General features: G+C 35.8%; 17 protein-coding genes. 3 read left to right on the top strand and 14 right to left on the bottom strand.

The window, feature by feature from the left end; all coding sequences use genetic code 11:
- Positions 1-82 precede the first annotated feature (82 nt).
- From BM271_RS00260 to BM271_RS00200, 13 genes are all read right to left on the bottom strand, one after another.
- Positions 83-1,348 (bottom strand): oligosaccharide flippase family protein, encoded by a 1,266-nt coding sequence (locus BM271_RS00260; protein WP_046789653.1) that lies wholly within the window; start codon positions 1,346-1,348, stop codon positions 83-85.
- Positions 1,329-2,453, bottom strand: coding sequence for a glycosyltransferase family protein (locus BM271_RS00255; RefSeq protein WP_046789652.1), 1,125 nt, complete (start codon positions 2,451-2,453; stop codon positions 1,329-1,331). Before BM271_RS00255 ends, BM271_RS00260 begins: the two co-directional genes overlap by 20 nt.
- Positions 2,454-2,481: 28 nt before the next feature.
- The gene (locus BM271_RS00250) at positions 2,482-3,921 is read right to left on the bottom strand and encodes a hypothetical protein (RefSeq protein WP_046789651.1); all 1,440 of its coding nucleotides are present in this window, start codon (positions 3,919-3,921) and stop codon (positions 2,482-2,484) included.
- Positions 3,911-4,963, bottom strand: a complete 1,053-nt coding sequence (locus tag BM271_RS00245; protein WP_143544865.1) for a glycosyltransferase family protein — start codon at positions 4,961-4,963, stop codon at positions 3,911-3,913. The genes BM271_RS00250 and BM271_RS00245 overlap by 11 nt, the downstream gene beginning before the upstream one ends.
- 40 nt (positions 4,964-5,003) lie before the next feature.
- Complete coding sequence (gene wecB / locus BM271_RS00240) at positions 5,004-6,128, bottom strand: non-hydrolyzing UDP-N-acetylglucosamine 2-epimerase (RefSeq protein WP_046789649.1); 1,125 nt, start codon at positions 6,126-6,128, stop codon at positions 5,004-5,006.
- A gap of 2 nt (positions 6,129-6,130) precedes the next feature.
- A complete protein-coding gene (locus BM271_RS00235; protein ID WP_046789648.1) occupies positions 6,131-7,243 on the bottom strand; it encodes a polysaccharide biosynthesis C-terminal domain-containing protein in 1,113 nt (370 codons plus the stop codon).
- The gene (locus BM271_RS00230) at positions 7,240-8,262 is read right to left on the bottom strand and encodes a nucleoside-diphosphate sugar epimerase/dehydratase (protein WP_046789647.1); all 1,023 of its coding nucleotides are present in this window, start codon (positions 8,260-8,262) and stop codon (positions 7,240-7,242) included. The genes BM271_RS00235 and BM271_RS00230 overlap by 4 nt, the downstream gene beginning before the upstream one ends.
- The gene (locus BM271_RS00225; protein WP_046789646.1) at positions 8,249-9,502 is read right to left on the bottom strand and encodes a glycosyltransferase family 4 protein; all 1,254 of its coding nucleotides are present in this window, start codon (positions 9,500-9,502) and stop codon (positions 8,249-8,251) included. Before BM271_RS00225 ends, BM271_RS00230 begins: the two co-directional genes overlap by 14 nt.
- A 10-nt stretch (positions 9,503-9,512) precedes the next feature.
- Positions 9,513-11,312 carry a polysaccharide biosynthesis protein gene (locus BM271_RS00220; protein WP_046789645.1) on the bottom strand — a complete coding sequence of 600 codons (1,800 nt, stop codon included), beginning with the start codon at positions 11,310-11,312 and terminating at the stop codon, positions 9,513-9,515.
- A 20-nt stretch (positions 11,313-11,332) separates the two neighbouring features.
- On the bottom strand, positions 11,333-12,121 hold the full coding sequence (locus tag BM271_RS00215) for a tyrosine-protein phosphatase (protein ID WP_046789644.1): 789 nt from the start codon (positions 12,119-12,121) through the stop codon (positions 11,333-11,335).
- Positions 12,121-12,834 (bottom strand): CpsD/CapB family tyrosine-protein kinase, encoded by a 714-nt coding sequence (locus BM271_RS00210; RefSeq protein ID WP_046789643.1) that lies wholly within the window; start codon positions 12,832-12,834, stop codon positions 12,121-12,123. Before BM271_RS00210 ends, BM271_RS00215 begins: the two co-directional genes overlap by 1 nt.
- 17 nt (positions 12,835-12,851) lie before the next feature.
- Complete coding sequence (locus BM271_RS00205) at positions 12,852-13,529, bottom strand: YveK family protein (protein WP_046789642.1); 678 nt, start codon at positions 13,527-13,529, stop codon at positions 12,852-12,854.
- 418 nt (positions 13,530-13,947) lie between these two features.
- The gene (locus tag BM271_RS00200; RefSeq protein ID WP_234960346.1) at positions 13,948-15,060 is read right to left on the bottom strand and encodes an O-antigen ligase family protein; all 1,113 of its coding nucleotides are present in this window, start codon (positions 15,058-15,060) and stop codon (positions 13,948-13,950) included.
- A 295-nt stretch (positions 15,061-15,355) separates the two neighbouring features.
- Between BM271_RS00200 and BM271_RS00195 the strand changes: the two genes are divergently transcribed.
- Entirely contained in the window at positions 15,356-16,426 is a 1,071-nt protein-coding gene (locus BM271_RS00195) for a YkvI family membrane protein (protein WP_046789641.1), read from the top strand.
- 810 nt (positions 16,427-17,236) lie between these two features.
- Complete coding sequence (locus BM271_RS00190) at positions 17,237-17,557, top strand: hypothetical protein (protein ID WP_046789640.1); 321 nt, start codon at positions 17,237-17,239, stop codon at positions 17,555-17,557.
- Between the two features lie 987 nt (positions 17,558-18,544).
- Here the strand turns inward: BM271_RS00190 and BM271_RS00185 are convergent.
- On the bottom strand, positions 18,545-18,853 hold the full coding sequence (locus BM271_RS00185; RefSeq protein WP_052749829.1) for a helix-turn-helix domain-containing protein: 309 nt from the start codon (positions 18,851-18,853) through the stop codon (positions 18,545-18,547).
- 317 nt (positions 18,854-19,170) lie between these two features.
- Between BM271_RS00185 and BM271_RS00180 the strand changes: the two genes are divergently transcribed.
- Positions 19,171-20,525, top strand: a 1,355-nt coding sequence (locus tag BM271_RS00180) for a LysM peptidoglycan-binding domain-containing protein (protein ID WP_074924516.1), incomplete at its 3' end; no start/stop codon positions are given.

The following is a 20,525-nucleotide window of genomic DNA, read 5'->3' as shown; positions in this document are numbered from 1 at the left end:
TATTTCTAAAAATATATTTTTGTTAATATTAAGAACTTAAAGTGGATCAATTGTAAGAATAAATGAGAGTATATTTTCTAATTCAAAGAATTTTTTCACTTAAATTTTTCATATATATAATCATAATGCTTTGAACAATCACATATAAGAATGAGATACAAACGAAAAAAGTTTCAATCTGAATGTTTAAATAATATGTAAAAATATATATTATTAATTGTCCAATCATTAGTGTTAATTGAAACTGTAATTCCACATTTTGCTTGCCCGCCACTATAAAACTTGTTGTTAAAGACTCGCCAATCAGCCTTATTGCAAACATTGGCGACAATAAAGCTATATAAATACCTGCGATACCCCACTCATGTCCAAAAATTATTGGAAACAAGGTTGGAGCAAGAATCGCTAACAACACTATAGTAGGAATAATTACTATAGCTATAATTTTAAATGTTTTGTTAAATGTACTATTGAAATTCCCTTTTTCATTTTTTTCTTTTGTTGCTCTTTCAAAAAATATTCTAGCTACATTAGCACTTATAATCATAAATGGAATTCCTAGTACTCTATAAGATATAGAATAATAACCTAATTGCTGAAGCGAAAAAGACATAGCAATAAAAAGATTAATACTCGAATAAATAGAGGTATTTATAATAGCTGATGTAGCATTAAACATTGGAAAATTAATGTATTTTATAAACACTGATTTCATATTATAAAGACTAGTTTTTTTTAGATAGATCAGCTTTTTTCTTATCTCTTTTGATTGTTTCCTTACGCCAACAATTGAACTAATAATTTGAGAAAGTATCAATCCAACACTTCCCAAATTAAGAAACCCTGTAATCAATAGTATAAAATTATTCACAGAAGATTTTATGATGGTTACTGAAGCTATTAGATTATATGATCTACTTTTATTATTGTATGCTAAAAGAACATTATTTAATCCATAAGTTAATAGAAGTATAAAAATAACAAAACTATACCAAATAACTTCAGTTTTTTTATTGAATCCGTTAAAAACTAATAGACTATAACTTATGCTAATTATAAAACTAATTGGAAATATTAATATAAAACATAACTTTATAATAGAAAAAGTCTCTTTTATATTATTCGCACCAATTATAGCCATATCATATTTCAAACAAATAATAGGACCGAATAGAGAAACTGCTGTAATAATAATCGTATATAAACCAAATTGTTCAGGTGAAAATAATCGAGTTATTAAAGGAGATAGAAGTATTGTAATCACTTGTGCGATAACAGAGCCACTTATTAGTGTGGATAGTGAGAGAAGGAATTGATTGCTTTTAATTCTATTTAGTTGATCTCTCATGTATCTTACTCTCCAATTGGATTGAACTTAAAATTTCTTCGGCTACTTCTAAATTATATTCATTCACAGATGTTTTTTTCAGGAGTTCTTCGACTTTATATTTATAGTAATTAATATTTTTAGATACTTTTAGTAAACCTTCTTTGAAATTATTATCTGCGACCCCAACCTCATATTCTTCACAAAAATTTTTAAGGGGAATATTATCAGTAGTAACAATTGGGAGGTTTTCTCCAATGTATTCATATATTTTCCCTGAAGCACAATATTCGTTATTTAAATCTTTTTTATGATAGTTTACAATCCCTATATCGCAATTGTTTACTATATACTTAAGTTCTTGTAAAGGAACTTTTGCTATTAAATGAACATTAGTAAGTTTAAGTTTATTTATAAGTTCCTTTATTATACTTATATCTTTTATAGTACCTCCACCGACAATATATAGCCCGTAATCTTTGCTCATACCACTCATAGCATTGACTAATCTGTCTGTACCCCGAGCTACAGAGATTCCTCCGGAACTTATAATATTATATTTATATTTGAAAAAATTTTTATATTTTTCATCAAGTTCCTTCTTATTATAGCTTCCCTCTAAAAAACGGATATTCTCAAAAACGATTGGATTTTTTTCCAATTTATAGTATTCAGTCATTATTTTAGATCTAGCCTCATTGGCTGTCAATACTACGTCGGCTTGTTTCATTAAGCTGACTTCTGATTTTACTAATAACTTTCCTCTCCATGAATTCATATTATTGATAAAATATAATTCTCTCACATCTTGTACAACGTATTTTATTTTAAAAAACTTTTTAATTATCAAGCCAACATTAGCAGCGAAGTAATTATCAACGATCAATATGTCAATATTTTTCAAGTTTAACATTGTCAATAATGATTTCAAAAAAAATTCTGAATATAATCTTAATCCTAAATACTTTTTTCTTTTAGTGTTAATTAGTATACTACTTTCGTCACTTTTACGATTTTCTGCACAACACACCGTCGTGACTTTCCCCATGTTTTCTGCTACATTGATTAATTCCTTTAATCTACCATCGTAATCTATAATTCCATATGATAGAACTAAAATATTCATAAATGGTTGCCCCCCTTGAATAAAATTATTATAATAATTTATTATTTCCCTTACTTTTCAACCCAATGGCAGTTATAAATAATAAACCAGCAGTTCCTAACATCATACTTCCATAACTTAATAGAGGAGGAGTGCTTACAAACAAATTAGTTGCAAACCTTACTAATATATAACACCAAACGAACATCATTTCATATGACTTACTAATTTTCATGAATTCTTCTATTTTAGCTGCGATAATAATATTAATTACAGCAATTATTGGCGAAAGTATTTTACCGAAATAAATAGTTCCATAGCCAATAGCAGAAATAACATGCCCTGTTTGTCTATTCTCTCCATATATATATGTATTGAAAGCAGCGGAAGTCAATATTCCATCACCCTTAGCTAAAAAACTAAGACCAAATATTGATCTTGTAATATCAAATATCAAATTTTCTCCGGATGAACTATAAATTTTTGAAAACTCAATGGTTGCAGCTATATTTTCAGGACCAAAAAAATAACTTTGTAAGGTTCTTGACCACCAAAAAATATCCATGTCCGCACTTCCTATAGCTGTTATATAAGAACCTGACGTATAAGCAGCTAAAAACTTATATACACTCATAAAGAAAAGGACTATAAAAGCAACTAAGCCAATATTAAAAATTATCCTTTTTTTATAATAAGGAAAAACTTTCGATAAAATCCAAATACAAACTAATGCTGTGTATATTTGTACGGTTCTGCGTTCACCTACTATAATAATAACGTTTAATAAAGCCATTATAATTGCAAAATCTATATAAATACTCTTAGAGCTTTTTTCATAAAACTTTTTAGCTACATGCACAGTCCATAAGAATATTATGAACAGTGATATTAAAATTATCTGACGTATCAAAACCAAAAATGTGTTTGTTAGATCTCCAATTCTTTCTTGATTTGTTTCATCAATCGGTATATATGCAAAATTTAAAATATTATTATTTAAACCAATGGTTATAGCTAATACGATTCCCAAAATTATAAATAAAGAATAAATTAGTTTATTCCCTTTGAATGAGATATCTTTATCTCTAGAAAGAAATATGAGCTTTTTCTTTCTTGTTGTAAACCAAAAAAAAGCAAATACCGAGGTGAATATAAGTTCATATATCATTAATAAGATAGCTAAATTTAGTGTAAACTCACTTGGATTTATATATGCCATACCTGGCATACTGCCAGCCATAATTATCACCGGAGGCATTAATACAAACCTAATCCACTGCATTAATATAATCCCATATACTACGAAATATGATGGAACTCTTCTTAAATTTTGCAAGATAATGATATAAATAAATAAATATATTAAAGGCAAAAGAATTATATTATTATATCCAGGAGATACATTTTGATAGAAAAAAAGAGAAACTAAAAAGCTTAAGATAGAAGTTACGATGATAGATATATTAAACAGATCTATATTAATCCTCATTATATTTACCCTTTATGAATATAGTTTCTAGAAACTCATTGAACTCTTTATTTTTCTCCTCTACTTTCTCAAGCTCTCTTTGACATCTATTTTTAAATCTTTCTAAATCCCTATTATGATACCAGTTATAAAAATCATCTGCTAGATTTTCATGATTATTTTTAACTATAAAACCCACATCAGTTTTTTGAGCAATATGGCTTATATAAGTGTTTTCATTAACTAAAATTGGTATTTGCATTTTCAATGTATAATAGTATTTGATAGATATAGCAGTATCTAAAGCAATATTTCCATTTCCATATAAGTTATTAATAACATCAGCTTTCTGCAATAGATGAGGTGTTTCTTCTACCTTAAATGCTTTTTTTGTAATAACATTTTTAATTCCTTTTTCGTAAGCATAGTTCTTAAGTTCATCCGATCCTGAACCAAAAAACTGTAATATAAATCTGTTATCATTTCCCAAAGTATCAATTAATTTTTTATCTTCTTCATAAAATCTCACATAACCTATAAAACAAATTTTAATAGGCTCATTTTCTTTAACTTTAGTATAATTTGGTCTAATTTCTTTTAAAACGTTATTATTATAACTATGAACTAAAACATATTTATAAGGGGGTAAAAATCTTTTGAAACCTTCTGAAGAAATTGTGGTAAACAAAGAATTTTTTATTAATTTCGCCATAGCATAATAAACAAATAAATTCTTTTCTTTACAGTAATCTCGAACATTGATATTATACTTCTTTTTCTTATTTTTTAGTAGGAAATCCAAAAACATTAAAGCTGTTTCACTTCGCCATACAACAATATGATCATAATCATGCTCGCGCAATTTACTTTTAGCAAAATTTCTAAAACCCCAATATGCATATAATTTTCTTATAAATCCCCAATTTCTTTGAACATACAATGAATATTTATAAACGTTCTTAGCATTTATTTTTTCATCTTCTTGGTATTTATCTATATAAATAATATCGTAATCAATATCGTGACTTTCTAAAAAATTTGTATATAGTGATATTAATGACATATGTCTTATATTCATTATACTTAATATGCATACTTTCAAATTATTTCCCCCAAACTACTCTATTAATATAGTCTGTATAAGATAATATAATTCTCAGAACTTTTGTTCCTACATTCGGCATACTATAATCTTTTACAATCTCTACTTCTATTTTTTTTTGTGTTTCCATTATTTTTATACCTTGTAGAATTCTTTCTTCATTCATTCCAACCATCATTACAGAAGCTTCTTCCATAGCTTCCGGTCTTTCATGTGCTTCTCGAATATTCAAAGCTTTGAAACCTAATATTGAAGACTCTTCACTAATAGTCCCACTATCGCTTAAAACAGTTTTGGATGCCATTTGTAGTTTCACATAATCATTAAAACCTAAAGGCTTTAAGATTTTAATTAAAGGATTAAAAGTAATGTTTTTTTCTACAATCATTTTCTGTGTTCTAGGATGCGTACTCATGATAATCGGATAGTTATATTTTTCTGCAATTGCATTTAAACTGTTCACTAGAGAGATAAAGTTCTTTTCAGAATTTATATTTTCTTCTCTATGAGCCGAAACAACAAAGTATTTTCCTTCTGTTAAATTCAAATTCTGGAGTATCTCAGAATTTTCAATATCTTCTTTTCTAGAATTTAAAACTTCATACATCGGACTACCTGTTTTAATAATTTGATCTGCTGGCAGTCCCTCTCTTAAAAGATACTCTCTTGCAATATCACTATATGTAAGATTAATATCAGCAATATGGTCAACTATTTTCCTGTTCGTTTCTTCCGGGACTCTTTGATCAAAACATCTGTTGCCTGCCTCCATATGGAAAATTGGAATTTTTCTCCGCTTTGCTGCAATGGCACATAAACAACTATTTGTATCCCCTAAAACTAAAAAAGCATCAGGATTAACCTCTTCCATGATAGGGTCTACTTTTACTAAAATATTTCCTATTGTCTCTACTGCTATTCCAGTTGCTGCTTCAAGGAAATAGTCTGGTTTCTTTAAATTAAAATCTTTAAAAAACACTTCATTCAGTTCATAATCATAATTTTGGCCAGTATGAACTAAAACATGATCAATTGCTTCAGATTCTTCAAGTTTATTAATTACTGCTGATAAACGAATAATTTCCGGACGCGTTCCAACAACCGTCATTACCTTCAATTTTTTCATTTTTAAACCTCCTCATAATATGTATCCGGGTTATTTGGATCAAACATTTCATTAACCCACATGACAGTTACCATATCCGTTTCACCAAGATTTTCAATATTATGTGTGTAACCAGTTGGTATATCGACTACTTCAAGCTTATTTCCATTCACTAAATACTCTATTACTTTTTCTTCACCATATTTTCTAAACCTTATTACACCCTCACCACTAACAACCAAAAATTTTTCATTTTTTGTATGATGCCAATGGTTTCCTTTTGTTATGCCAGGCTTGGAAATGTTTATAGATACTTGTCCTCTATCAACGTTTTTAATAAATTCCGTAAAAGAGCCTCTGTTATCTTTATTCATTTTCAATTCATAACTGAAATCATTCTCAGATAGATAACTTAAATAAGTACTATATAGTTTTTTGGTAAATGAATCTTCCATATTAGGAATAAATTTATCTTCTCTACTTTGTTTAAATGAATTCAGAGTTTTAACCACATCATCTAATGTGACTTCAAGAACATTCTCTACTTCACAGTATCCCTCAGTATTTCTTTTTTCTTTATCTTCCATCGCTAACTTAAATTCATTGATAAGATCATCAATGTATAGTAGTTTGATTTTTGCATCTGGATTATCTATCCTAATTGGAAGTCCATTAGCGATATTATGAGAGAAGGTTGCAACGACACTATTATAATTAGGTCTACACCATTTACCAAATAAGTTTGGCAACCTATATACAAAGGTTTTCACTTTGTTATTTCCCCCATATTCAAAAACAATATCTTCTCCTGCTTTTTTACTTTTTCCATAAGGATTATCTAATTCTGCCTGAATAGAAGAGGTAATTAGAACTGGCGCAAAATTATCATGTTTTTTTAATTCGTTGACCAGCTTGACTGTAAAGTCTAAATTACCAGTCATAAATTCTTTCTCATTTTTGGGTCTGTTTACACCAGCTAGGTGAAAAACAAAATCAGCTTTTTTACAGTATTCTTCAAAAGTTTCTTCTGTAGTTTCTCTAGTGATTTTATATACTATATAGTTAGTATTTTGCTCTAATTCTGCAGACAAATTTTTACCCACAAATCCATTTGCACCAGTAATCAAAATATTCATTTGTTTGACCACCCTTTTAATTCTTCTTGAACAAACTGTAAAGAAGAAAGTTTTTCTTTTATTTCAGGTATATTTAATATTTCTGTATTATGAGAATTATATTCACTTTCTTCTGATAATTGTCTATCGCCTTCTTCAAAATACTTATCGTAATTTAAGTCTCTGGAATCTGCGGGAACTTTAAAGAACCCACCCATATCTTTAGCCACTGAGTACTCTTCTCTTGTTAAAAGTGTTTCATATAATTTTTCGCCATGCCGTGTCCCTATAATTTTGATTTCATTATCTGCATTGAATAATTCTTTAAGTGCTTGTGCCAAATCTTTTATAGTAGATGACGGTGATTTTTGAACCATTATATCTCCCGATTTAGCATTTTCAAATGCAAATACTACTAATTCAACTGCTTCTTCTAAACTCATTAAAAATCGTGTCATATTTGGATCGGTAACTGTTATATCTTTTCCTTCTTTAATTTGTTGTATGAATAAAGGAATCACTGAACCTCTTGAAGCCATGACATTGCCATATCTCGTTCCACATATCAAAGTATCCTCAGAACTAACTGTCTTAGATTTAGCCACAAGGACTTTTTCCATCATTGCTTTAGAAATACCCATCGCATTAATTGGATAGGCCGCTTTATCTGTGGATAAACAAATCACTTTTTCTACATTTTTTTCGATAGCAGCATCTATTACATTTTCAGTGCCTACAACATTAGTTTTAACTGCTTCCATAGGGAAAAATTCACATGACGGCACTTGTTTTAAAGCAGCTGCATGGAATATATAATCAACACCATGCATTGAATTTTTAACACTATCCTTATCTCTTACGTCGCCGAGATGAAATTTTATTTTTTCATTTCTATATTTTTTTCTCATATCGTCTTGCTTTTTTTCATCTCGAGAAAAAATTCGAATTTCTTTTATATCAGTTTCTAAAAATCTGTCGAGTACAGCATTCCCGAAAGAACCGGTTCCACCTGTAATAAGTAATACTTTATTTTCGAACATTAGTATCTTCCTTCAAAATAGATTTTATTACATCAGTATATTTATCAGTACTAAGTTTTCTTTTGTATTTTTCTTTATATAGATTTGCAGCATTATCTTTCATTTGATTTAATTGATTTTTATCTTGAATCAATATATCCATTTTTTCTATTATTTTTTGGCTCTCACCATGAGGAATATGGAAACCTGCCTCGTATTTTTCAATATCCTGCACTATGTCTGTTTCTTTATCCATAATTGCAAAGACAGTTGTTGCTGCACGTAGATATGTATAAGTTTTACTTGGGACTGCCAAGCCAGTTAAATTTTCTCCTAGGCTTACAATGGAAAAATCACTGACCTTTAGGGCTTCCTCAAAGTCTTCACCTGTAAGGAAACCATAAATACTTATATTAGAAATCCCATTATTCCTTACGTATTTCTTAAGTTCTTCCACTTTATTTCCATGACCTGCAAAAATAAAATGTATTTTAGAATGATTTTTAACTTTATATATAGTATCTAAAACTGTATCAACGTCTTGAGCGATACCTAAATTACCAAAATAGGATACTATAAACTTTCCATTTTCTTTTAAACTAGTTAGCTTAAGTCTGCTATTACTTTTATTATCTTCACGGGTAGTTTCAGCAGTGTCCCAGTTAGGTATTACATGTACTTTGTCTTCTTTTAAACCTTGTCTCTTTTGTAATAATAATTCTTTCATTTCATGAGATAACGCAATTACATTAATTGAATCATTAAAGACTATACTGTTTACAACTTTCATAATTTTCCCAACCATACTATCCCGAGATAAAGACTTAGTTTGGTATGCTATTTCCGGATAAACATCATAACTAACGAAAGCTACTTTAGTTCTAAAAATTTTTTGAGATAAACTAGCTACTAATGGAAGAATTGGAGGATTTGAATACACAAGAATCATTTTATAATTTTTCATTGAGTAGAATTTCAAAAATACTGATAAGGTAAAAGAAAAATAATTAAGAATACGACCTAAAAAACTATTTCTATTTAATTGTAAATACTTTACTCTTTTAATATTAAAACCATTTAGCTTCTCTTTGGATTTAACATTTTTTGAAGAGTTATATTCCTTTGGAAAGCCTGCAAGAACATCAACATTGATACCATTTTCTGATAGTGATGTAGCAGTTTCAAACGGCAACTGAGCTGATGACACTGCATCAGGATAAAAATATTGACATAAAAATAGGACATCTTTTTCCTTTTCCATTAATATCCCCCTATCTTCTATTAATAAATTCCATCAGAGAACTTTTAGTCTCCTGAGAACCTAAGAGTTCTTTTATAATTTCATTAATATTAAAATTATTATATATGTTTGCTTTTCCAATATATATCTTTTCGAAAATCTGCTCTGGATATATCTCGTTTTCATTTAATAATTCTTCATACAATTTCTCCCCAGGTCTGATTCCGCTGAATTGTATTTGTATCTCTGTTTCTGAATAACCACTTAATCTAATCATGTTTCTAGCAAGATCTACAATTTTAACTGGTTGTCCCATATCGAGAACAAATACTTCTCCACCATTTGCGAGCGTACCAGCTTGTATAACCAATCTTGACGCCTCTGGTATAGTCATGAAGTACCTTGTCATACGTTCATCAGTGACTGTGATTGGACCTCCGGCTTCAATCTGCTTTCTAAATTTAGGTATTACAGATCCTCTACTACCCAACACATTCCCAAATCGTACCGCCACTAACGTTGTTTGTTCACTTTCACCATTCAACACTTGTACAACCATTTCTGCCATTCTCTTTGTTGCTCCCATTACGTTTGGTGGATTCACCGCTTTGTCTGTAGAGATTAAAACAAATTTTTCAGCTTTATATTCTATAGCCGCTTCTGCCGTATTCTTTGTCCCAATAATATTATTCTTCACGGCTTCTTTTGGGTTATACTCCATCAACGGCACATGCTTATGTGCTGCTGCATGATATACGATATTTGGTTTGTACTTATCAAATATTTTAAAGATTCGTTTTCGATCCTGTACATCCGCAATGATTGGGATATATTCAATATTCCCTTTGATACCTGACATTTCTTCCAAAATGGTGTAGATGCTGTTTTCTCCATGACCAAGCAGTACAACTTGTCGTGGCTGGAATTTTGAAATCTGTCTTACCAGTTCGGACCCTATACTTCCACCGGCACCTGTAACAAGTATGGTCTTATCCCTAACCTGATCTTCAATCCCTTCCGAATCCAGCTCTACAGGTTCACGTCCAAGCAGATCCTCAACTTCCACTTTTTTGAGAGCATTGACTTCCACACGTCCCGACATGACATCATCTATGTTAGGCATCGTCAGAACTTCTACTCCATCACGGTTTGCGTGTTCATGAATTTCATTCAGTTCTGTTTTTGTAAGTGAAGGAATGGCGATAACCACTTTCTCAATCCCATACTTTTCAACGAGTTTTTGTATGTCTTGTCTAGTCCCTTCAACCTTAACTCTGCCTGCCAGTTCCATTCTCTGTTTTGCCTGATCATCATCAACCGCGACAATCGGATTCATCTCCATCGTCGGCGTATCCATGATCTGCTTGATCAGCATGGAACCACCTTTACCTGCTCCGACTATCAAAGTTTTCTTATGACGTGAATCCTTCGCATTCTTACCCACAATCTGCTTTCTAGCCACTCTCCAGGAAAGTCTTGATCCCCCAATTAAAATCAGATGCATCATCCATGTGATAAGCATCAATCTGGTAAAAGTGGTCTGGAAAAGCAGAAAATTCAATATGTATGTAGTCACAATCGAAGCCGTGACCGCCTGAGTAATCGATATCAGCTCCCGTACACTCGCATACTCCCACGCACGATGGTAAAGATTAAATACATATGCATATATATGGTGGCTGATCAGCAGTATAAGTGCCGTAATTACCAATGCAGGCCATGTATACTGCAGAAAAAACGGCGCCAGGATGTAATAACCCAAAAACACCGAAAATGTAACTATGATTGAATCTATAAACAGCAGGAGAAAATATCGTTTTTTCGCTCCCATTCACAACACACTTCTTTCCTCTAAAATAACCCTAAGAATTTCTTTCTCTTTTTAGCACCCTTGTTATTCATTTCAATCCTTTTCGGCGACCTTACTTTGACCTCTTTGTTATTCAAAATCGCTTCAGCATTTTTCTGAAGATATTCCACATATTCTGATCCGAGCTTCTCTTCAATCACTTCATACGCTTCCTTCAGCATGAACGGCCTCATGGTCGCGTGGTGGGCATCACTTGCCACTACATGAATCAGATTATGCTCTATCATCTTCAGGCTCGTCTCCTGCAAACCTTCTCCCAACGCTCCTGAAACAGAACCGGCAGTAATCTGGGCAATTGCCCCTTTTTCAATCAGTTCATACAGTTTATTCGGATCTTTAGCCATCGGCCGACATCTTTCCGGATGGGCAATCAGCGGCGTATAGCCTTTCATCTGCAGATCGAAGAACAGATTTTCAGTAAAGCTCGCAATTTCTGTAAAAGAAAACTCAACCAATACGTATTGCGATTGATTGAGCGGAAGATTCACATCAGTTTCAATTTCATTCACCAGGTCTCCGTTAATACGGATTTCCTGACCCGGGTAAATATTGATATTCAACTGATGCTTTTCAATGATGTCTGTAACTTCTGCCATTTTTGTAACTATTTTACTTTTCGGGTTAATGAAATCCCCACTATAGTGATGTGGGGTTACTATGATGTCCGTAATTCCATTGTCAATCGCCTGTCTCAGAAGATTCAACGCTTCATCTTCATTTTGCGGACCGTCATCAACACCGATCAGCACATGATTATGGATATCTATCATTATTTTTCATTCCCATAATAATAGTAGTAGCTGTCTTTTGAACTTTTTTGTTTCTTGTTGTTGAGGACGACACCGATCAGATTCGAATCCGCCTTATGAAGCAGATCTTTGGCATGTGTCAGGCTGTCTTTGTTGTTGGATTCCACATTTGTTACAAGTATCGTTCCATCAACGAGTTTGCTGAGCAGCTGTCCGTCCGTAACCGCAAGAATTGGCGGTGAATCCACAATCACCATGTCATACTGCATCGTTACGGTCTTGAAGAAATGCTCCATCTTGTTCGATGCAATCAGTTCAGAGGGATTCGGTGGTACCGGCCCGGAAGTTACGATATCCAGGTTTTCTATTTCTGTTTCCTTGATGACATTCTCAAGTGGCATTTCATTTACGATTGCCGTAGACAATCCTTTCTGATTGTTCATTTCAAATGTATAGTGCGTTGTCGGACGTCTCAGATCCGCATCCAGCAGCAGTGTCTTTTTACCTGCCTGTGCATACGCAATCGCAACGTTAGCAGCCGTAGTGGATTTACCGGCACTCGGCAATGAAGAAGTGAACAACACTGACTTTATCGGTGTGTCCACACTCGAATATGTAATGTTCGTGCGGATGGTCCTGTACTGCTCACTGATGGGGGATTTCGGCTCTTTTGCCACAATCAGATCCCGCGGCCCGGATGTATAATCCAGATGCTTGTTTTTCTTGCCAAACATAATGTGTGTCCTCCTTCCTATTTATGAAATTTTGCCACTGTACCGAGTACAGGGAGATCAAGATGCTGTTCCACTTCTTCTTCCGTCGTCAAGCGCTTATCCAGGAATGCTCTCAGGAACGCGATTCCGAGACCAAGCAGTGCGCCAAGGATCAGGCCGATTGCGATATTGATCAGCGGCTGTGGTGAAACTGGTGACGGGTTGTCTCCGATATCCGCCGGTGCGAGTATCGATACGTTATCCACGCTCATCACTTCCGCTACTCTTTCCTGGAAGACTGTTCCCACTTCGTTGGCGATCGTCTCCGCATTTTCCGGCACTTCATCCGTCACTGTTACTGTGAGTACCTGTGACTGATCCTGATTGTTCACCGTAATCTGATTGGATAGAGTCGCTGTCGTCTGTTCAAGATTCAAGTTTGCTACTACATCATCCAGAACTGTGGGACTTTTGATGATGTCCCGATATGTATTGATCAGCTGCAAGTTCGCCTGTATTTCCTGGTTGTTGATTCCTGCATCACTGTCCTGCGACTGGCTGACCAGGATCTGTGTATTTGCTTCATACTGTGGTGTCATAAGCAGTGCCGTGGCAAATGCAGCCAGTGCACCAAATAGTAAAGTAAGACTGATGATCATGATCAGGTTCTTCTTGATCACATCCAGAATATCTTCCAGATTCAATGTTTCTTCCATGAGCTTCCTCCATGCCAAACTGATATTGGGTTACATTATGTAATTTCAATCACATAGGATTATAGCATTTTACAAATATTAAATATACCCTTTTTCAGATTTTTTCAGGAAATATTTTGAAACTGTAAAAAGTCAAATATAGTCAATTAGTATACTTTTAAACTTTATGCATTGATGCAAGTACATTCATAAGTCATTTACATAAATTCCCTATTGCTGTCATTTCAGTGGTTATAGGATTTCTAATGATTTATATCATAGGACCATTTTTCAGCTTTCTCTTTTAAATGAAATCATTCTAACTTATTGAATTTTCTTTTTATTTCATTATTCATATAAAAAAATGAAATAAATAATTTACTGAGAAATCGCGGTGAAATAATAGTTTATTTATCACACTAAAAAAGACTTCAGATTATTATGATCTGAAGTCTTTCTGATTAATTATAAAGCCAGTAATAACAAAGAATAATACGACCGGTGAGAAATATACGAACATGAACAGATAATTGTACTCGAACATTCCCGTCAAGATGAAAGCAATCAGGAAGAGTGTAATATTGAAACTTCTTGTCGAGAAAATGGAGATAAGAACTGTTAAGCATAGAAGAGCGATAAACAATACCATGGTCAGTATGCCGTACCTGCCGAGTGTGTCGAACACAATATTATGGACGTGCAGGAGATGGGTGAAATCGACGTAGTCATGTCCCTGCCCGAACCAACGGCTGTTGGCGATGACCGTCTGCCAGGGATCCCATCTGCCGGAGGTGAGTCTGTCGAGATCTACGCCCGCCCCACCGAAGCTTCCCTGGATGAAATAGCTGTACAGCTGTCTTGAGAACAATATGAGCGGTGCCAGCATGAAGATTCCCATCGCGATCAGGAAATTCTTCCTCTGTTTCTTATTCGTCCTGTATATGTTGATATAGGCAAACTGTGCGACCGTCACCAGCAGATACACGAGCATCGCGGTCCGGCTTGTCGTAATGATGACGAGCAGTGCCAGTGACGGCAGCACGTACCACATCATCGCGCGGTTCGTCTTCGGCATAAAGATCAGCCCCGCCGCAAAGACGAGAACGAGCGTTGAACCAGATTCGTTCAATGTGATGTCCGCCATCAGCAGCGACGGCAGACTGATCAGTGCGCCGGCTGTGATATACATGATCAGCTCGAGCGGTATTTTATATAGGAACATTACCGAAAGCAGTATCCATATAATAGCTTCTGTCCAGGCGAAGTGATTCTCCACCAGCATGCTGGCGAAAATGGACAGTATATACAGGCCCCATACAATGAGAAACAGGTTTTTATTCCTTGAAAAAGTGATTTTTGAATTTTTATATAGGTAGGTCAATATTGCGCCCATCGTCAGGATCGTGAATGGATCCATGTTGGTAATCAGGCTTTGCAGTCCTCTGTAGTCGATCATGATCAGATTGGTCACGATGAAGATGAGTGTGAACATCAGTGTGAATATCAGGCCTTCGTGGGACATGAATGCCTGCTTCATTTTTTGTGTATCCATGGTCTCAGTCCCTTTCATATGAAAGGATATGATAACACGATGTGTTTAAAAAGGCTTGTGATTGTGTGCTGAACGGTATGCGTCATTCTGTTTCACCGTTTTGACAGGATTCCGTCATTATGTTTTAATATGTACTTGTGAATAATTTTTCAAATGATGGTCGTGCCCCGAATCCTCTCTATGCCCCGTTGCCTCTGTAGATTGCCCACGCCTCCCATCGGGTTCTGTATCTTTTTCGTTTTGTGTTTGACGACTTACTTATGTAAATCAGAAACTAAAATTCGGAGTTGATTGTTTGAGTAAAGGACAACAGGAATCCATCAAAATCGGTTTTGCCTATGTCGGGGTGGTCCTCGGTGCGGGCTTCTCGACGGGGCAGGAGATACTGCAGTTCTTCAGTAACTTCGGCACGATGAGCTACTGGGCTGTGCTGCTTTCTGCTGTGGTGATCATGTTTCTGGGCCGGCAGGTGGCGAAGTTCGGCCATGTGCTGGATGCGGAGTCGCATCTCGAGCCGATCAAGGTAATGTTCGGCGATACGCTCGGCCGCATCGTCGATTACATACTTATATTCTTCCTGTACGGTGTGATGATCATCATGCTTGCGGGCGGGGGCTCGGCGCTTGAGCAGAGCTTCGGTGTGCCGGCATGGCTCGGGTCACTCGTCATGATGTTTGCGGTGATGATCACGCTGACGCTCGGGTTTGATAAGATGTTGACGGCACTCGGATTCGTTACACCGTTTCTGATTGCGATTGTTGCGATCATTGCGGTATACAGTTTCATGACGCCGACGGTTTCGTTCAGTGAAATCAATGAAATTGCAGATCTGAGTAAGACGCCGACCGGCATATGGTGGCTCGAGGCCATCACATACAGCGGCATCGTGATTGCGATGGCGTTCAGTATCCTGTCGATCGTCGGCGCGCAGTCCACACATAAAGTCGCCCGCCGCGGCGGCATGTACGGTGGTGTGATCCTGCTTGTGCTGATGATGCTGATGAATGCGGGGCTCGTATCGAAGTTCGACAAGACCAGCCAGGCGGACCTGCCTACACTGATGCTTGCGTATGAGATCCATCCCGTGCTGCACCTGGTGCTGACGATCGTCATGCTGCTGATCATCTACAATACCGCAGTCGGCATGCTGTATCCGTTCCTGAGCCGGTTCTGGGTGCCGTACAGCCGGAAATACAAAGTGGCGCTGGTGATGGCTTTGGTCGTCGGGTATGTACTGAGTCTGGTCGGATTCGTGGATCTCGTGAATTTCTTCTATCCACTGCTTGGATATCTCGGTATACTCATGGGTATCATGCTGACGGTGAGATGGTTGAGGAACAAGTTTACGAAGAAGAAGTTGATATAGAAGGAATGGGTACACATTGTACTGTGTTCACCATTAGTTTAATGTACTTCTGATATGCAATGCATACACCCTAAAGTTGAGTTTTTGATGGTTAGTCCCAAAAGTTAGCGTTTATATTATGAGTCAGATTGGCTGGAGTCTGTTCGGTATTCGACCGGACTGTTCCAGCCAATTTTTGTTTTAATCGTTCGTGATTACAGCTTCTTCTGATAGTGCCAGCCCTGATCTAAATGAATGGTGGCTCGAGCGGGCGTGCGTTCCTTTATAATCTCTACAATTGCGCTTAAAGACCCATACCAACAGAATTGAGTCATGGATACTAATAAATATAAATCAGAAGTACTTAAGAATTATTGTTTATAACATTCGTAATCATCGCAAAGTGAAAAGATGATTACGAGAAGATTCAGCCTTTGGACATGATTTCCATCTCCGTATACTGGACCTGTGGAAAGAGGAGAAAAATATTACAATATTAAATCTATTGAAAATAAAAGAGAAGATGGGGTTCGTTTAGAGGTTTTATATCAGGAGGAGTAGTGACTTATAGAGTAGTAATGGAAATCTAGTTAAAGAGAATTGATTTTTTCATTCTGGCTCCCAGCCATTCAATCACTTCAAATAATTATAGTTCTAATCTTCGTATCAAGATAAAAAACTCGTTTATACTCGAACAATAGACTTAAATTAAAAGTAAAATAATAATACTATTTTTATGTTAAGTTTCAGTAAAGAATTTACCCACCTACTGTATTTCACAAGAAAAGAATGACACAATTATAGAAGCATACATAAAGAGGAAATTCACACATGGATTTTAAAAATTCACTTTTCAAATCAACTTTTTTCACTTTATCTCTTTTATTAATCTTTACTAGTCTGGTACCAATGAGTACCTCGGCAAATATATCATCAGACACACAAAATTTAGAAACAGAAGAAGCAGCAGTAATTTTAAAAGCACTGGATAAAAGTTCTATTGTGCAAGCAGATGGAACAACTCTAATTAATGAAAAGCAATTAGAACAAGAATTAAAGGACCACCCTCAATACCAAGTCATAAAAAAAGAATTAGAAAAGCAGCCGCAGAACTTGCAAAAAAAAGCGCATCAGTTACTGTCCCTGGCTTAATAACAGTTTATGGCTATATGAACTACAAATGCATTAGAGAAGCTAATTCCAAACACAATTTATATCTATAAATCATTAAACAAAAGGAGGGTTTGAAAATCTTAAGTATTCTATTAGACCACATTTTAATAGGTTATATAATCTTACCAGCAATAATTATTTTTGGCATAATAAAATTCCAAAAAGAAAATAAAAACAAACATGCAAAATCACTAATCTGGTTTCTAATTTTTTACCTAATTCTCAGAACCTTATATTTAATGTACTCTTTATGAGTCTATTCCTGCTCCTTTTGGAATTTTTTTCTAATGCTTGTGTTTCTGGTGTCAATACAACGTTTGCCAGGAGAAGACAGACAATAAGCAATAAACATTTTGATAAGTAAAACCCTTCTCTTTAAAGTCAGTATATGAAATGAAATACTTTATACTATATTTTAATTTTTAGAGAAAAGGGCTATTTATATGAGTTATGTTTTGAACTATTTCTTGATTCTTCTAATCGTATTTTTCTTCAACTATATTGGTCAAAAGTTTATAAATAATTTAAAAATCGACTGAAAAGTATTTATGATCTATTTGTTCATACAAACTTCAGTGATCTTCTTATTAGTGACTTTTATCTTCTAAAGTGAGTAAAAAGGTCTTCCTGGATGAACTATAACCCGAATAATGGACAGTGAATAAAAACGTCCATTATTCGGTTTTTTCTGTGCCCGGATCTGGGTACCTTACAGCCGGAAGTATAAAGTGGCGCTGGTGATTGCACTTGTCGTCGCTATGTACTGAGTCTGGTCGGATTCGTGGATCTCGTGAATTTTGTCTACCCGCTGCTCGGGTATCTCGGTATACTCATGGGTATCATGCTGACGGTGAGATGGTTGAGGAACAAGTTTACGAAGAAGAAGTTGATATAAGAATAAATGGAACAGGTTGAACATTTATTAAAAATAATATTTCTTCATTAAAAAAGCCCGTACGGGCTTTTTTAATGGGAAATCAACTCATGTTCATCTGTCTCTATTTTCAATTTAGCGCCGGTGTCCGTCTTTACCAGTATATTCTGCAGCCTTCCTATAGTGATATTCTGATTGCCGTTTTCCAGCCGGGAAATCAGTGACTGCTGAACTCCGGTAAGATCTGCAAATTCTTTTTGGGTCAGTCCCAGACTGAGCCTCAGTTGGATCAATTGTGCTCTCAGCTCGTGATTCTGTGCATTAACCGGATTCCCCGGCAAGGCTTTGAAATCAGGGTCTGCTGCTCCCCTTTTTCGGGCATATTGTTCTGCAAAGTTCATTTTGACCACCCTTTCTGACAGCTTGAGGTCTTTTGATATCTTTATACCTCATGAGGTATATTACAGACTTTCTGGGGTGCGGTGAGCGTCCCGTTCTGCCAAAGAAAGATATGGCAGGATGGGGTTTTCATCTTCCCAAACATTTAATTTCAGTAAATTTTCTTCGCTAATATGAATATTATATTTTATTTATATTACAATCGTGTTACATTGCTTATTCCTATTTCTAACTTTGTTAGTATGTAAAGTGTTATAGTAATTTGAAAATTTGATAAAGTTACGCGTAAAACTAAACATATCTGGGGGATAAACAATCTATGAAAAAATTAGTTACTGCACTCACAGCAACAGCAGCAATTTCAGCTTATGGATTATCCGACGATGCATCTGCCAAGAGTTACACAGTCCAGCCGGGAGATTCCCTCTGGAAGATCGGCAACGACAACAATCTGACGGTTGACCAGCTGAAGCAATACAACAATCTGACTTCAGATTTAATTTTAGTAAATCAGACACTTGAGCTTGATGAACAAAAAGAGGCCATTACATATAAGGTTAAGTCCGGTGACGCCTTATGGGGCATTGCTTTGAGGCACAACGTTACGGTTGATGAATTGAAGGAATGGAACAATCTGAGTTCCGACCTCATCCTGGTGAACCAGGAACTTACCATCGGTGAAAGCGACGAGCCGGCACCGGTGCCTGAGGTGAAGACACCTGCACAGACACTGGAACCTGCGGCAGAAACTGAAGTTGAAGAAAAGCCTGCAGTCGAGGTTCCTGCTGCTACGGCGGTAGAAGTCGAGGAAGCTGAGCCGGCTGAGGAAGTTGAAGCTGCAGAAGAGACGGAAGAACCTGTCGAAGCTGAGACTGAAACTGAAGAGGCGGCGCCAGTTGATACTGACGCTGACACATATACGGTTAAACCGGGCGATACATTGGGCAGCGTAGCCAGCCAGTTCGGCATGAGCTACCGCACATTGATGAACATAAACGGCATTACTGATCACCTCATCCACCCTTCCCAGGTGTTGAATGTAAATCCTGATGCGTCTGTTGCACAGGAACAGGAAGTTGTTGAAGAAGATACTGAAGCTGAAGAGCAGGCGGCAGCGGAACAACGTGAGGCTGAGGAGCAAGCAGCGGCCGAGGAAGCTGAAGCAGAGAGAATCGCTGAACAGGAAGCTCAGGAACAGGCGGCTGCTGAAGAGGCAGAACGTCAGGCAGCTGAAGAAGCTGCACAGCTTGAAGCCGAAGAGCAAGCGGCTGAAGAGAGCGCTGAAGAAGAAACAGCAGAGGAAGCAACTGAAGAAGAGGCAACTGAAGAAGTTGTTGAGGAAGAGACTGTAGAACAAGAGCCGGCTGTCGAAGAAGAAACAGCTGAAGAAGTTGTTGAATCTGAACCAGTTGCCGAGGAAGAGACAGCTGAAGAAGTGACTCAGGAAGAAGCTCCGGCTGAAGAAAGCGTTGAAGAGGAAACTGTAGAGGAAGCAACTGAAGAAGCTGCACCTCCGGTTGAAGAAGAACCTACTGAAGAGGAAGTCGCAGCAGAAGAAGACGAAGCACAGAGAATCGCTGAGCAAGAGGCTGCAGAACAACGTGAAGCGGAAGAAGCCGAAGCGCAGAGAATTGCTGAGCAGGAAGCTGCGGAACAACGTGAAGCTGAGGAAGC

Origin of the sequence: Salinicoccus halodurans, assembly GCF_900114445.1 — a bacterium.
Taxonomy (GTDB): Bacteria; Bacillota; Bacilli; order Staphylococcales; family Salinicoccaceae; genus Salinicoccus; species Salinicoccus halodurans.
Note: the sequence above shows the minus strand (reverse complement) of the source record. Positions and strands in the feature narration are given on the sequence as shown.

Excerpts from the sequence above, each read along its gene's own strand:
- BM271_RS00260 (WP_046789653.1), bottom strand. The coding sequence starts at position 1,348 with ATGAGAGATCAACTAAATAGAATTAAAAGCAATCAATTCCTTCTCTCA.
- BM271_RS00235 (WP_046789648.1), bottom strand. The coding sequence starts at position 7,243 with ATGAATATTTTGATTACTGGTGCAAATGGATTTGTGGGTAAAAATTTG.
- BM271_RS00245 (WP_143544865.1), bottom strand. The coding sequence starts at position 4,963 with ATGTCATTAATATCACTATATACAAATTTTTTAGAAAGTCACGATATT.
- wecB (WP_046789649.1), bottom strand. The coding sequence starts at position 6,128 with ATGAAAAAATTGAAGGTAATGACGGTTGTTGGAACGCGTCCGGAAATT.
- BM271_RS00185 (WP_052749829.1), bottom strand. The coding sequence starts at position 18,853 with ATGAACTTTGCAGAACAATATGCCCGAAAAAGGGGAGCAGCAGACCCT.
- BM271_RS00190 (WP_046789640.1), top strand. The coding sequence starts at position 17,237 with ATGGATTTTAAAAATTCACTTTTCAAATCAACTTTTTTCACTTTATCT.
- BM271_RS00255 (WP_046789652.1), bottom strand. The coding sequence starts at position 2,453 with ATGAATATTTTAGTTCTATCATATGGAATTATAGATTACGATGGTAGA.
- BM271_RS00210 (WP_046789643.1), bottom strand. The coding sequence starts at position 12,834 with ATGTTTGGCAAGAAAAACAAGCATCTGGATTATACATCCGGGCCGCGG.
- BM271_RS00250 (WP_046789651.1), bottom strand. The coding sequence starts at position 3,921 with ATGAGGATTAATATAGATCTGTTTAATATATCTATCATCGTAACTTCT.
- BM271_RS00200 (WP_234960346.1), bottom strand. The coding sequence starts at position 15,060 with ATGGATACACAAAAAATGAAGCAGGCATTCATGTCCCACGAAGGCCTG.
- BM271_RS00225 (WP_046789646.1), bottom strand. The coding sequence starts at position 9,502 with ATGGAAAAGGAAAAAGATGTCCTATTTTTATGTCAATATTTTTATCCT.
- BM271_RS00205 (WP_046789642.1), bottom strand. The coding sequence starts at position 13,529 with ATGGAAGAAACATTGAATCTGGAAGATATTCTGGATGTGATCAAGAAG.
- BM271_RS00215 (WP_046789644.1), bottom strand. The coding sequence starts at position 12,121 with ATGATAGATATCCATAATCATGTGCTGATCGGTGTTGATGACGGTCCG.
- BM271_RS00220 (WP_046789645.1), bottom strand. The coding sequence starts at position 11,312 with ATGGGAGCGAAAAAACGATATTTTCTCCTGCTGTTTATAGATTCAATC.
- BM271_RS00230 (WP_046789647.1), bottom strand. The coding sequence starts at position 8,262 with ATGTTCGAAAATAAAGTATTACTTATTACAGGTGGAACCGGTTCTTTC.